Genomic DNA, 14,594 nt, shown 5'->3' on the forward strand with positions numbered 1-14,594 from the left:
CTACTTAAGCAAAATCTGACAGGCGATTGTGTGAATAGCATGCCACTATTTATTTATCGTCGGCCAGGGGAGATATCATGACGCAGCCATTGGCGGGAAAACAGATCTTGATTGTTGAAGACGAACCCGTTTTCCGCTCCCTTCTGGATTCGTGGCTCTCTTCGCTGGGCGCTGAAACTTCGCTCGCACAGGACGGCGTGGCGGCGCTGGAGATCATGGAGACGCTCCAGCCTGACTTAATGATTTGCGATCTCGCTATGCCGCGCATGAATGGCCTCACGCTGGTGGAGCATGTGCGCAACGGCGGGGCGAAATTACCGATTCTGGTCATATCGGCCACAGAAAATATGGCCGATATCGCCAGGGCATTAAGGCTTGGCGTTCAGGATGTGCTGTTAAAGCCGGTAAAGGATTTGAACCGGTTGCGAGAAACCGTGTTTGCCTGCCTCTATCCCAATATGTTTAATTCGCGGGTAGAAGAGGAGGAGCGGTTATTCGAGGACTGGGACGCCCTGGTAAACAACCCGGCTGCTGCCGCTAAATTGTTGCAGGAGCTTCAACCGCCGGTACAGCAGGTTATCTCACACTGCCGTATTAATTATCGTCAATTAGTCCTCGCCGATAAACCCGGCCTGGTGCTGGATATTGCGCCGCTCTCAGAAAACGATCTCGCGTTTTACTGTCTTGATGTGACGCGTGCGGGAGATAATGGCGTATTAGCAGCACTGTTATTACGCTCGCTGTTCAATGGCCTGCTGCAGGAACAACTTTCCCACCAGGGGCAACGACTGCCAGAATTGCGTAGTCTGCTAAAACAGGTGAATCAGCTTTTGCGTCAGGCTAACCTGCCCGGTCAGTTTCCACTGCTGGTGGGGTATTATCACAGCGAGTTAAAAAATCTGATTCTGGTTTCAGCCGGGCTTAATGGCACATTAAATACCGGTGAACATCACATACAAATAAGCAATGGTGTGCCGTTAGGCACACTAGGCAATGCATACCTTAACCAAATTAGTCAGCGTTGCAGTTCCTGGCAGTGTCAGATTTGGGGAAATGGTGGGCGCTTGCGTTTAATGTTGTCTGCGGAATGAGCAAACGCATTTTTCTCGCAGGATAGCTTTAGAAGCTTATCTTTCACGGTGGTACTATCAGCAGGTCTGATACGTATAAATCTTAATTCGAGGTCAGCGCGTCCTTTTCGGAGCAGCCCCACCTGGCTGTGATGATATACTCAACGCGTTATTAATTAACGAGCAAGTTCAAAGTTTGAACAGTTCAGGAGATTTGAATGGCTGCCCTAAATTCGAAAGTGACTAAGGCCGTTATCCCGGTAGCGGGATTAGGTACCAGGATGTTACCTGCTACGAAGGCAATTCCTAAGGAAATGCTGCCGCTGGTAGACAAACCATTAATTCAGTATGTGGTAAATGAATGTATCGCCGCAGGTATCACTGAAATTGTGCTGGTCACTCACTCTTCCAAGAATTCGATTGAAAACCATTTTGACACCAGCTTCGAACTGGAAGCTATGCTGGAAAAACGCGTTAAGCGCCAGCTGCTGGAAGAAGTGCAATCTATTTGCCCGCCGCACGTAACGATTATGCAGGTGCGTCAGGGCCTGGCTAAAGGTCTGGGACACGCCGTATTATGCGCGCATCCAGTTGTGGGTGATGAGCCAGTCGCGGTTATTCTGCCGGACGTTATTCTGGATGAATTTGAATCCGATCTGTCTCAGGACAACCTGGCAGAAATGATCAAACGCTTTGATGAAACAGGTTCAAGCCAGATTATGGTTGAGCCGGTTGAAGATGTTACCGCTTACGGCGTGGTTGACTGTAAAGGTGCTCCATTGGCACCGGGCGACAGCGTACCGATGGTTGGCGTGGTTGAGAAACCAAAAGCTGATGTCGCACCGTCTAACCTGGCTATCGTTGGGCGTTATGTCCTGAGCGCTGATATTTGGCCGCTGCTGGCAAAAACGCCTCCGGGAGCCGGTGATGAAATTCAGCTGACCGATGCTATTGATATGCTGATCGAGAAAGAAACCGTTGAAGCCTATCATATGAAAGGCAAAAGCCATGACTGCGGTAATAAACTGGGTTATATGCAGGCTTTCGTTGAATATGGCGTTCGTCATAAGACACTGGGTGAAGAATTCACTGGGTGGCTTAAAGACACGCTGGGCGTAGCGAAGTAATTTATCGCTCGACCCTGAGCCGGGATACCGACCGTTCGGTAACCCGGCTTTTTTATTGCCGTGATTTACCAATGCGTAAAAAAACAGCAGGGCAGTAACCTACAGATAAAAAAAATCCCGCCGGAGCGGGATTCTTAAAGCAATTTCAGGATTAGTCCTTGATCAGGAAATCATCCAGAGATTTACCTTGCTCGTCCATTGCTTTTTTGATTACAGCAGGAGTACGACCCTGGCCGGTCCAGGTTTTCGTTTCGCCGTTTTCATCAACGTAGCTGTATTTAGCCGGACGCGCAGCGCGTTTTGCTTTGGTACCGGTTTTAGCAGCAGCAATGCTGTTCAGCAATTCGTTCGGATCAATGCCGTCAGCAATCAGCATTTCACGATATTGTTGCAGTTTACGAGTGCGTTCTTCAACTTCAGCCGCTGCCGCGTTTTCTTCTTCGCGACGCTCGTTAACAACAACTTCTAATTTTTCCAGCATTTCTTCAAGCGTTTCAAGGGTGCATTCTCTTGCCTGCGCACGAAGAGTACGGATGTTGTTCAAAATTTTAAGTGCTTCGCTCATTGTAGTATTCTCAAACTTATATTGGGGGTGGTTTGTTGAAGTAATAATAGAGCGTTAAATTCAGTTGTGCAATAGGGAGGAATGTAAGGAATTCAAAATAACGTGTTATTTGGTGCTTTTATTAATATCTAAAAGTTAAATTTTTAGTGCTGCTTCACAACTTTACCCGGTCTATTGTCGGGAAAGCCTGAACTATAACATGCCGGAGAATGCAGTACGTCAGGACTGAAACGCAGGTGGCATATACTCCATATGGATAAATATCAACCTTATGTATTAGTTGGTCCGTATCAATTTTGTGCGCTTCTTTATAGGTTATGAATGGTTACTATGCTAAATCACACCTGAGGTGATACAGGATGACCGTTGCCCCTACGTGATAGTAACATTACTGACCTGCCGACAGCGCCGGGATAATAACGAACTCATGTTGCCTTATGCCGAACACCTGATACAGAAGAAACGTAGCCGTTATTACCCCCAGTTTTCCTATTAAATCCATAGTTATGACGATGTTATTTTCATGCTATTCAAATTGTCAGCAAACCTGTTGTAAGCCTTTCAGGTTGCTGTGGGAAGCTGTGCAGATTTTAACGATATTTCTTATTTATTGATGTCGCTCTTATTTTTACTGAACACAGCCAGTTGAAGTTTGGTTGTCGGATTAATCGACGAGGCCGCATCTGTCGTGGCCTGGAAGCCAATATAGGTAATTTGTAACCTGCCGTGTCCTGTTTTAAGCAATGATTCATCATTCTTAATGTTTATGATAGTGACAGTTATACAAAAACCGCATGTTTTGTATGCGCGAGCGTAGGGCAGGATAAAATATGGTACACTGCCGGGGTCTGAAAACGTATTGATTAGGGTTTCGCGGCCAATGGCACAACTTTATTTCTACTATTCTGCAATGAACGCGGGTAAGTCTACGGCGCTATTGCAGTCATCATACAATTACCAGGAACGTGGGATGCGTACCGTGGTTTATACCGCCGAAATTGATGACCGTTTCGGTGCTGGCAAAGTCAGTTCGCGTATCGGGCTCTCCTCGCCGGCAAAGCTGTTTAACCAGGGTAGTCAGCTCTTTGATGAAATCAGCGCTGAGAACGCGCGTGAGGCGGTTAACTGCGTGCTGGTGGACGAATGCCAGTTCCTGACGCGTCAACAGGTCTACGAGCTTTCTGACGTTGTCGATCAACTCGATATTCCTGTTTTATGCTATGGCTTACGTACTGACTTCCGCGGTGAGCTGTTTGGCGGCAGCCAGTATTTACTGGCTCTATCTGACAAGTTGGTGGAATTAAAAACGATTTGTTTCTGCGGCCGTAAAGCCAGCATGGTGTTGCGTCTTGATCAAGAAGGCCGCCCTTATAATGAAGGCGAGCAGGTGGTGATTGGCGGAAATGAGCGTTACGTCTCCGTCTGTCGTAAGCACTATAAAGAAGCGCTGGAGGAGGGCTCTCTGGCCGTTATTCAGGATAAGCACCGTCACTGCCGTCACCCTGCCTGATTGCGCTCTCGCGCGTTCTCTGCTCACGTCTGCGGTTAATATGGCGTGAGTGGAGCCAATTCTTTAATACGATATTGATCCTTCTTTGACGCACTCGCGCGAGTTAACACGATAAGCAAAAAAAAAAGCCCCATTCTGCGATGGGGCTTGCTATCAGAGCGTTAGCTCAGCGGCTGATTAAGCGGATTTTTTCGCTTTTTTCTCAGCTTTTGCTGGTGCAGCTTCTTTTCTCACTTCAACTTCGCCTTCGTTGTACTCACGTCCGTAGAAGGTATCCAGCAGGATTTGTTTCAGTTCAGAAATCAGCGGGTAACGCGGGTTAGCGCCGGTGCACTGGTCGTCAAACGCGTCTTCAGACAGTTTGTCAACGTTCGCCAGGAAGTCAGCTTCCTGAACGCCAGCTTCACGGATAGACTTAGGAATACCCAGTTCAGCTTTGATCTCTTCCAGCCATGCCAGCAGTTTCTGGATTTTAGCCGCAGTACGGTCGCCCGGTGCGCTCAGACCCAGGTGGTCAGCGATTTCAGCGTAACGACGACGTGCCTGCGGACGGTCGTACTGGCTGAATGCAGTCTGTTTGGTCGGGTTGTCATTGGCGTTGTAGCGAATAACGTTGCTGATCAACAGGGCGTTCGCCAGACCGTGAGGAATGTGGAACTGAGAACCCAGTTTGTGCGCCATGGAGTGACAAACACCCAGGAAGGCGTTCGCAAAGGCGATACCAGCGATGGTTGCTGCACTGTGAACGCGCTCACGTGCTACCGGGTTTTTAGACCCTTCGTGGTAGGACGCTGGCAGGTTTTCTTTCAGCAGTTTCAGCGCTTGCAGAGCCTGACCATCGGAGAACTCAGACGCCAGTACGGAAACGTAAGCTTCCAGGGCGTGAGTGACCGCATCAAGACCACCGAAAGCACACAGGGATTTCGGCATGTCCATTACCAGGTTGGCATCGACAATCGCCATATCCGGGGTCAGCGCGTAGTCTGCCAGCGGATATTTCTGACCTGTAGCGTCGTCGGTTACCACCGCAAACGGCGTGACTTCAGAACCGGTACCGGAAGTGGTGGTGACAGCGATCATTTTCGCTTTCACGCCCATTTTCGGGAACTTGTAGATACGTTTACGGATGTCCATAAAGCGCAGCGCCAGTTCTTCGAAGTGAGTTTCCGGGTGCTCGTACATAACCCACATGATTTTCGCAGCATCCATCGGGGAACCGCCGCCCAGCGCGATGATCACGTCTGGTTTGAAGGAGTTCGCCAGCTCTGCGCCTTTACGAACAACGGTCAGGGTTGGATCTGCTTCAACTTCAAAGAACACTTCAGTTTCAACGCCAGCCGCTTTCAGAACAGAGGTGATCTGGTCTGCGTAGCCGTTGTTGAACAGGAAGCGGTCAGTCACGATGAGCGCACGTTTGTGGCCATCAGTAATCACTTCATCCAGCGCGATTGGCAGTGAGCCACGGCGGAAGTAGATAGATTTCGGAAGTTTGTGCCACAACATGTTTTCAGCTCGCTTAGCAACGGTTTTCTTGTTGATCAGGTGTTTTGGACCAACGTTTTCAGAGATGGAGTTACCACCCCATGAACCACAACCCAGAGTCAGGGAAGGTGCGAGTTTGAAGTTATACAGGTCACCGATACCACCCTGAGAAGCCGGGGTGTTAATCAGGATACGCGCGGTTTTCATCATCTGACCGAAGTAAGCAACGCGTTCTGGCTGGTTATCCTGGTCGGTGTACAGGCAAGAGGTGTGACCGATACCGCCCATGGCAACCAGTTTTTCTGCTTTCAGTACAGCATCTTCGAAGTCTTTGGCGCGATACATTGCCAGCGTCGGAGACAGTTTCTCGTGTGCAAACGGTTCGCTTTCGTCGACAACAGTCACTTCACCAATCAGAATCTTGGTGGTTGCCGGTACGGTGAAGCCTGCCAGTTCTGCAATTTTAACTGCCGGTTGACCTACGATAGCGGCATTCAGCGCGCCATTTTTCAGGATGATGTCCTGAACGGCTTTCAGCTCTTTGCCCTGCAGCATGTAGCCGCCGTGGCTGGCGAAACGTTCGCGAACGGCGTCGTATACGGAATCAACCACAACAACAGACTGTTCAGAAGCACAAATTACGCCGTTATCGAAGGTTTTAGACATCAGCACGGATGCAACAGCACGTTTGATATCAGCAGTTTCATCGATAACAACCGGAGTGTTACCTGCACCTACGCCGATGGCTGGTTTACCGGAGCTGTATGCAGCTTTAACCATGCCTGGACCACCGGTCGCGAGGATCAGGTTGATGTCCGGGTGGTGCATCAGGGCGTTAGACAGTTCTACAGACGGTTGGTCAATCCAGCCGATCAGATCTTTCGGCGCGCCAGCAGCGATAGCTGCCTGCAGGACGATGTCTGCTGCTTTGTTCGTTGCATCTTTAGCACGCGGATGCGGAGAGAAGATGATAGCGTTACGCGTCTTCAGGCTGATCAGTGATTTAAAGATAGCGGTTGAAGTCGGGTTAGTAGTCGGGACGATACCACAGATAATGCCGATAGGTTCAGCGATGGTGATGGTACCGAAGGTGTCGTCTTCAGAAAGGACGCCACAGGTTTTTTCATCTTTATAGGCGTTATAGATGTATTCAGAAGCAAAGTGGTTTTTAATCACTTTATCTTCAACAATACCCATGCCGGATTCGGCAACAGCCATTTTTGCGAGAGGAATTCGAGCATCTGCGGCAGCCAGAGCGGCGGCGCGGAAGATTTTGTCGACTTGTTCTTGAGTGAAACTGGCATATTCACGCTGGGCTTTTTTTACGCGCTCGACGAGTGCGTTAAGTTCAGCGACATTAGTAACAGCCATAATGCTCTCCTGATAATGTTAAACTTTTTTAGTAAATCATTTGCTCGACAAGTCAGTATAGACAGAGCGCTACCAGCTTGCTTAGACCTTAAAGGAACAATCCACAACCCGTTCCCGATTCACTGATTTACTAAAAGAGCTTCGAACTCAAAGAGCGTTGCCTGAACTTCTTTCAGAGAATTTCCCTGAAATCTGTCGGCGTAATCAAGATTACTCACTTCTGAGTATGAAATATGTGATCGGCGTCAAAAATACGCCAAGCTGACACCTTTCAGCAGCCCCATTTTAGTAAAGATTGTAAATTGTTAACTATTGGTTGTGGTGATTGACGTGCACATTAGCATAATTTAAATCAATATATAACATTCTGTATTTCCGCGATTTTTGCAGAATTCTGGTGAAGTGTGCCGCCAAACAGCGTATCTTCTGCGGAGTTTTTGTATTCATTTTTCGTCAACTACCACTTTTTATGGTGTTTCGGAGTTCATGTGACTCAGGCTCTGTTTGATTTTCCGATTTTTGTGAAGTTTTTTATTGGGCTATTCGCGCTGGTAAACCCGGTAGGGATCATCCCCGTCTTCATCAGTATGACCAGCTACCAGACGGCGGCCGCGCGCAATAAAACCAACATGACGGCCAACCTCTCCGTCGCCATTATTCTGTGGACCTCGCTGTTTCTCGGCGATGGCATTCTGCAACTCTTCGGGATCTCCATCGACTCCTTCCGTATTGCGGGCGGCATCCTGGTGGTCACCATCGCAATGTCGATGATCAGCGGTAAGCTGGGGGAAGATAAGCAGAACAAACAGGAAAAATCAGAGACGGCGATCCGCGAAAGCGTGGGCGTCGTGCCCTTAGCGCTGCCATTGATGGCAGGGCCTGGCGCAATCAGTTCTACCATCGTGTGGGGAACGCGCTTCCATACGCTTCCTTATCTCGCCGGTTTTACGGTGGCCATTGCGCTGTTTGCTTTCTGCTGTTGGGGGCTCTTTCGCATCGCGCCCTGGCTGGTACGCTTGTTAGGGCAGACCGGCATCAACGTCATCACCCGTATCATGGGTCTGCTGCTCATGGCACTGGGGATTGAATTTATTGTGACCGGAATAAAAGCCATTTTCCCGGGGCTTGTGAACTAACATCCTTTCTCAGCCGGCAGAGTAGCAGACTCTGCCGGCTGCTTCATTATTCGCAAATCATATCGAATATAGTGCTAATGGCATGAACGATAAGTCTTAGTGATGATAGATAAAATTCACTAATATCATTGCCTTAGCGCTGCACCCCCCATCGGGCATTGCCATCCCTTATGTTATTTCTCTCACACTATACTGTTACGCTTGCTGTCAGATAATCGAAATGATATTAGTAATTTTGACCATACGACAGATTAATGTACTAAATAATGAACGAATGTTAATTATTTGTATATAAAATGAGCTGGAGTTTCATTGATACGCTGATTGTTGGAGGTGATGTCGCTATCTCTTTGAACAATAACGCGTTGTTTTGAATTGGCAGGGCGTTGAATTCACAGATAAAGCGGCCTGATGTCGATGAAAAGAGAATTGCTTAACAAATTTGTAAATTATATTGGCGACGAAGAAGGGCATTTGGTACTTTCCGGCCTTATACCGTCGCGGATAATGAAGAGATAACAGGTGGCTCGACAGGGGAGACACCTTGAATGAATCGACGACAGGCTGCCAAAGAGTGGCCGTAATAAAAAAGTCGGTGATAGCAAGCAGTACCAAAAAACTGACAGACGCAAAAGCTCCTGCGCTGTACAGAGACCCCAAAGGGGATAACAGGCTGGCAAGATCCAGTAATTATAATGAGCGGAGTATCAACACAATGTCCATCATCACGAAGAAAAGCGTAATCGCTGCGGGAATTTTCACGGCGCTATTGGCAGGGAATGCAGCAATGGCTGCTGATGTGCCCGCAGGCGTACAGTTGGCAGAAAAACAGACGCTGGTGCGCAATAACGGCTCTGAAGTACAGTCACTCGATCCACACAAAATTGAAGGCGTTCCGGAATCCAATATCAGCCGCGACCTGTTTGAAGGCCTGCTGGTCAGCGACCTCGATGGTCACCCGTCTCCGGGCGTGGCGGAATCCTGGGACAACAAAGATTTTAAAGTCTGGACTTTCCATCTGCGTAAAGATGCAAAATGGTCGGATGGCTCTCCGGTAACGGCACAAGATTTCGTCTATAGCTGGCAGCGTTCCGTTGACCCGAAAACGGCATCCCCGTACGCCAGCTATCTGCAATATGGTCATATCGCCAATATTGATGGCATCCTCGAAGGGAAAAAACCGATTACCGACCTCGGTGTGAAAGCCGTTGATGACCATACCTTAGAAGTCACCTTAAGTGAGCCCGTTCCGTACTTCTATAAACTGCTGGTTCACCCATCAACCTCTCCGGTGCCTAAAGCCGCTATCGAGAAATTTGGTGAAAAATGGACCCAGCCTGCGAACATCGTGACCAACGGCGCGTATAAATTAAAAGACTGGGTGGTCAATGAGCGTATTGTGCTTGAACGTAGCCCTACTTACTGGGATAACGGCAAAACCGTTATTAACCAGGTGACCTACCTGCCGATTTCTTCTGAAGTGACCGACGTCAACCGCTACCGCAGCGGTGAAATCGACATGACCTATAACAACATGCCGATTGAACTGTTCCAGAAACTGAAAAAAGAGATCCCTGACGAAGTTCACGTCGACCCGTATCTGTGCACCTACTACTACGAAATTAATAACCAACGTGCGCCATTTACCGATGTGCGCGTGCGTACCGCGCTGAAGCTGGGTATGGACCGCGATATTATCGTCAATAAAGTGAAAGCCCAGGGCGATAAACCGGCATTTGGCTTCACTCCGCCATACACCGATGGCGCAAAATTAACACAGCCAGAATGGTTTAGCTGGAGCCAGGATAAACGTAACGAAGAAGCGAAAAAACTGCTGGCAGAAGCGGGTTATACCGCAGACAAACCGTTAACCATTAATTTGCTGTACAACACATCCGATCTGCATAAAAAACTGGCAATTGCCGCCTCTTCAATCTGGAAGAAAAATATCGGCGTCAATGTTAAACTGGTCAACCAGGAGTGGAAAACCTTCCTCGATACACGTCATCAGGGAACCTTTGATGTCGCGCGTGCAGGCTGGTGTGCCGATTATAACGAACCGACATCCTTCCTTAATATGATGCTTTCTAATAGCTCGATGAATACCCCGCACTATAAGAGCCCGGCATTCGACAGCATTATGGCAGAAACGCTGAAAGCTACCGACGAGGCACAGCGTACGGCGCTGTACGATAAAGCAGAACAGCAGCTGGATAAAGACAGCGCGATTGTTCCGGTTTATTACTACGTGAACGCCCGTCTGGTGAAACCATGGGTTGGCGGTTATACCGGCAAAGACCCAATGGATAATACGTATACTAAAAATATGTACATTGTGAAGCACTAATGGCAATACGTGAGGCAGGCCCGGCCTGTCTCACGGTGTCTCGCTTATCGCATTATTGAAGGCACTGGCCAAAAGGTACGGGCAATGTTGAAATTTATACTTCGTCGCTGTCTGGAAGCGATTCCGACGCTATTTATTCTTATTACCATTTCATTCTTTATGATGCGCCTTGCACCGGGAAGCCCTTTCACCGGAGAGCGCACCTTACCGCCAGAAGTCATGGCGAACATTGAAGCGAAATACCACTTAAACGATCCCATCACTACGCAATACTTCAGTTACCTGAAGCAGCTGGCGCACGGCGATTTCGGTCCATCTTTTAAATATAAAGATTATTCGGTTAACGATCTGGTGGCGAGCAGCTTCCCTGTATCGGCGAAATTGGGGGCGGCCGCCTTTATTCTGGCGGTGGTATTAGGCGTTACTGCGGGTGTGATTGCGGCGCTTAAACAAAACACTAAATGGGACTACTCAGTAATGGGCGTCGCGATGACCGGGGTGGTAATACCCAGCTTTGTCGTTGCGCCGCTGCTGGTGATGATCTTCGCGATAACGCTGAAATGGCTTCCCGGTGGGGGCTGGAACGGCGGGGCGCTGAAATTTATGATCCTGCCGATGGTGGCGCTGTCGCTGGCCTATATCGCCAGTATCGCGCGTATCACCCGCGGCTCGATGATTGAAGTGCTGCACTCCAACTTTATCCGCACCGCGCGCGCCAAAGGCCTGCCGATGCGGCGGATTATTTTCCGTCATGCCTTAAAACCTGCGTTGCTGCCGGTGCTCTCCTATATGGGGCCTGCGTTTGTCGGCATCATTACGGGTTCAATGGTTATTGAAACCATTTATGGCCTGCCGGGGATCGGGCAACTGTTCGTCAACGGGGCGCTGAACCGCGATTATTCGCTGGTGCTGAGCCTGACCATTCTGGTCGGCGCGTTGACTATCTTGTTTAACGCGGTCGTGGATGTGCTTTACGCCGTGATTGATCCTAAAATCCGTTACTGAGTCTGGAGTTCGCCATGATATTGAGTAAGAAAAATAGCGAGGCGCTGGAGAACTTCAGTGAACAGCTGGATGTTGAAGGTCGCAGCCTGTGGCAAGATGCGCGCCGTCGCTTTATGCATAACCGCGCGGCGGTTGCCAGCCTGGTGGTATTAGTGCTGATCGCTCTGTTCGTGACCCTGGCGCCGATGCTGTCACAGTTCTCCTATTTCGATACGGACTGGGGCATGATGTCGAGTGCGCCAGATATGGAATCCGGTCACTACTTTGGTACTGACTCCTCCGGGCGTGACCTGCTGGTGCGCGTGGCAATCGGCGGGCGCATCTCGCTGATGGTCGGGATTGCCGCGGCGCTGGTGGCGGTGATTGTCGGCACGCTGTACGGATCGCTATCCGGTTACCTCGGCGGCAAAGTCGACTCGGTCATGATGCGTCTGCTGGAAATCCTTAACTCCTTCCCGTTCATGTTCTTCGTTATCCTGCTGGTGACCTTCTTCGGTCAGAACATCCTGTTGATTTTCGTGGCTATCGGCATGGTTTCCTGGCTGGATATGGCGCGTATCGTCCGTGGGCAAACGCTCAGCCTGAAACGCAAAGAGTTTATCGAAGCCGCACAGGTCGGCGGTGTGTCTACTGCCAGCATCGTGGTGCGCCACATTGTGCCGAACGTGCTGGGCGTGGTGGTGGTATATGCCTCGCTGCTGGTGCCAAGCATGATTCTGTTTGAATCTTTCCTGAGCTTCCTTGGTCTGGGTACCCAGGAGCCGCTGAGCAGTTGGGGCGCATTGCTGAGCGATGGCGCCAACTCGATGGAAGTTTCGCCATGGCTGCTGCTGTTCCCGGCGGGTTTCCTAGTGGTCACCCTGTTCTGTTTCAACTTTATCGGCGATGGCCTGCGTGATGCCCTCGACCCGAAAGACCGTTAAGGAGAGCCGTGATGAGCGTAATTGATACGGCTAAAGCGCCGCAACCGCAGGCGCGAACGGGCCTGCTGCTGGATGTAAAAGATCTCCGCGTGACGTTTAAAACGCCCGATGGCGATGTGACGGCGGTAAACGACCTCAACTTTAATCTGCGCGCCGGGGAAACACTGGGCATTGTCGGTGAGTCCGGTTCCGGTAAATCGCAAACCGCGTTTGCTCTGATGGGGCTGCTGGCGGGTAACGGGCGGATTGGCGGTTCGGCTACCTTTAACGGTAAAGAGATCCTCAACCTGCCTGAACACGCGCTGAATAAGCTGCGCGCTGAGCAAATCTCAATGATCTTCCAGGACCCGATGACCTCGCTGAACCCGTATATGCGCGTTGGTGAGCAGTTGATGGAAGTTCTGATGCTGCACAAAAACATGAGTAAAGCTGAAGCGTTTGAAGAATCGGTCAAGATGCTTGATGCGGTAAAAATGCCGGAAGCGCGTAAGCGCATGAAGATGTATCCGCATGAGTTCTCTGGCGGCATGCGTCAGCGCGTAATGATTGCGATGGCGCTGCTGTGTCGGCCTAAGCTGCTGATTGCCGATGAACCCACGACTGCGCTGGATGTCACGGTACAGGCGCAAATCATGACGCTGCTCAATGAGCTGAAGCGCGAATTTAATACCGCGATCATCATGATTACCCACGATCTCGGCGTCGTTGCGGGTATCTGCGATAAAGTGCTGGTGATGTACGCCGGGCGCACTATGGAATACGGCAACGCGCGCGATGTCTTCTATCATCCGGCGCATCCTTACTCTATTGGTTTGCTCAATGCCGTTCCGCGTCTCGATGCGGAAGGTGAATCGCTGTTAACCATTCCGGGTAACCCACCGAACCTGCTTCGCCTGCCGAAAGGGTGTCCGTTTCAGCCGCGCTGTCCACACGCGATGGAGATTTGCAGCAGCGCGCCGCCTCTTGAGACGTTCGCGCCTGGTCGCTTACGCGCCTGCTTTAAGCCTGTGGGGGAACTGGTATGAACGCCGTCACTGAAGATAGAAAAATTCTGCTCGAAATCGCCGACTTAAAAGTCCACTTTGATATTAAGGATGGCAAACAGTGGTTCTGGCAACCGGCCAAAACCCTGAAAGCCGTCGATGGCGTCACGCTGCGTTTGTATGAAGGGGAAACGCTGGGTGTGGTCGGGGAATCTGGCTGCGGGAAATCCACCTTTGCGCGTGCAATTATCGGCCTGGTGAAAGCCACTGACGGACGCGTGGCCTGGCTGGGGAAAGATTTGCTGGGCATGAAGCCCGACGAATGGCGCGACGTGCGTAGCGATATTCAGATGATTTTCCAGGATCCGCTAGCGTCACTCAACCCGCGCATGACCATTGGTGAAATCATTGCCGAGCCGCTGCGTACTTATCATCCGAAAATGCCGCGCCAGGAAGTGCGCGATCGGGTGAAAGCGATGATGATGAAAGTGGGGCTGTTGCCGAATCTGGTCAACCGTTATCCGCATGAATTCTCCGGCGGTCAGTGCCAGCGAATCGGTATTGCGCGCGCGTTGATCCTTGAACCGAAACTGATTATTTGCGATGAACCGGTTTCGGCGCTGGATGTGTCCATTCAGGCGCAGGTTGTGAATCTGTTGCAGCAGTTGCAGCGCGAAATGGGCCTGTCGTTAATCTTTATCGCCCATGATCTGGCGGTGGTGAAACACATTTCCGATCGCGTGCTGGTGATGTATCTGGGTCATGCGGTGGAACTCGGCACCTATGACGAGGTGTATCACAACCCGCTGCATCCTTATACCAAAGCGCTGATGTCGGCGGTGCCGGTGCCCGATCCGGATCTTGAAAAGCAGAAAACCATTCAGCTGCTGGAGGGGGAACTGCCGTCGCCAATTAACCCGCCGTCTGGCTGTGTCTTCCGCACCCGCTGCCCGATTGCCGGGCCGGAGTGTGCGAAAACCCGACCGGTGCTGGAGGGCAGCTTCCGGCACGCGGTTTCCTGCCTGAAGGTAGACCCGTTATAATCGCAAGGGCTGACAATTGTCAGCCCTTTTTC

At 50.4% G+C, this 14,594-nt stretch carries 11 protein-coding genes; 9 read left to right on the forward strand and 2 right to left on the reverse strand.

Going from position 1 to position 14,594, the window contains the following annotated elements; all coding sequences use genetic code 11:
• Positions 1-77: 77 nt before the first annotated feature.
• Positions 78-1,091: a two-component system response regulator RssB gene (gene rssB, locus G163CM_RS04765; protein ID WP_015964155.1), complete on the forward strand. Its 1,014-nt coding sequence runs from the start codon at positions 78-80 to the stop codon at positions 1,089-1,091.
• A 197-nt stretch (positions 1,092-1,288) separates the two neighbouring features.
• Entirely contained in the window at positions 1,289-2,197 is a 909-nt protein-coding gene (galU, locus tag G163CM_RS04770) for a UTP--glucose-1-phosphate uridylyltransferase GalU (RefSeq protein WP_015964156.1), read from the forward strand.
• A gap of 151 nt (positions 2,198-2,348) precedes the next feature.
• On the opposite strand, the gene hns is transcribed toward galU, so the two are convergent.
• The gene (gene hns, locus G163CM_RS04775; RefSeq protein ID WP_015964157.1) at positions 2,349-2,762 is read right to left on the reverse strand and encodes a histone-like nucleoid-structuring protein H-NS; all 414 of its coding nucleotides are present in this window, start codon (positions 2,760-2,762) and stop codon (positions 2,349-2,351) included.
• Positions 2,763-3,642: 880 nt separating this feature from the next.
• Between hns and tdk the strand changes: the two genes are divergently transcribed.
• A complete protein-coding gene (tdk, locus tag G163CM_RS04780) occupies positions 3,643-4,272 on the forward strand; it encodes a thymidine kinase (RefSeq protein ID WP_231827082.1) in 630 nt (209 codons plus the stop codon).
• 177 nt (positions 4,273-4,449) lie between these two features.
• Here tdk and adhE read toward each other — a convergent pair whose 3' ends face one another.
• Positions 4,450-7,125: a bifunctional acetaldehyde-CoA/alcohol dehydrogenase gene (gene adhE, locus G163CM_RS04785; protein ID WP_231827083.1), complete on the reverse strand. Its 2,676-nt coding sequence runs from the start codon at positions 7,123-7,125 to the stop codon at positions 4,450-4,452.
• A gap of 488 nt (positions 7,126-7,613) precedes the next feature.
• On the opposite strand from adhE, the gene G163CM_RS04790 reads away from it, so the two are divergent.
• From G163CM_RS04790 to oppF, 6 genes are all read left to right on the forward strand, one after another.
• A complete protein-coding gene (locus G163CM_RS04790) occupies positions 7,614-8,261 on the forward strand; it encodes a YchE family NAAT transporter (RefSeq protein WP_015964160.1) in 648 nt (215 codons plus the stop codon).
• Positions 8,262-8,976: 715 nt separating this feature from the next.
• Positions 8,977-10,608 carry an oligopeptide ABC transporter substrate-binding protein OppA gene (gene oppA, locus G163CM_RS04795; protein WP_015964161.1) on the forward strand — a complete coding sequence of 544 codons (1,632 nt, stop codon included), beginning with the start codon at positions 8,977-8,979 and terminating at the stop codon, positions 10,606-10,608.
• A gap of 84 nt (positions 10,609-10,692) precedes the next feature.
• Complete coding sequence (gene oppB / locus G163CM_RS04800; protein WP_015964162.1) at positions 10,693-11,613, forward strand: oligopeptide ABC transporter permease OppB; 921 nt, start codon at positions 10,693-10,695, stop codon at positions 11,611-11,613.
• 14 nt (positions 11,614-11,627) lie between these two features.
• On the forward strand, positions 11,628-12,536 hold the full coding sequence (gene oppC, locus G163CM_RS04805) for an oligopeptide ABC transporter permease OppC (protein ID WP_015964163.1): 909 nt from the start codon (positions 11,628-11,630) through the stop codon (positions 12,534-12,536).
• A gap of 11 nt (positions 12,537-12,547) precedes the next feature.
• A complete protein-coding gene (gene oppD, locus G163CM_RS04810) occupies positions 12,548-13,561 on the forward strand; it encodes an ABC transporter ATP-binding protein (RefSeq protein WP_231827084.1) in 1,014 nt (337 codons plus the stop codon).
• On the forward strand, positions 13,558-14,562 hold the full coding sequence (gene oppF / locus G163CM_RS04815) for a murein tripeptide/oligopeptide ABC transporter ATP-binding protein OppF (RefSeq protein ID WP_015964165.1): 1,005 nt from the start codon (positions 13,558-13,560) through the stop codon (positions 14,560-14,562). The genes oppD and oppF overlap by 4 nt, the downstream gene beginning before the upstream one ends.
• The last annotated feature ends 32 nt before the right edge of the window (positions 14,563-14,594 follow it).

It is taken from the genome of Pseudocitrobacter corydidari (genome assembly GCF_021172065.1).
In the GTDB taxonomy this organism is placed as follows: domain Bacteria; phylum Pseudomonadota; class Gammaproteobacteria; order Enterobacterales; family Enterobacteriaceae; genus Pseudocitrobacter; species Pseudocitrobacter corydidari.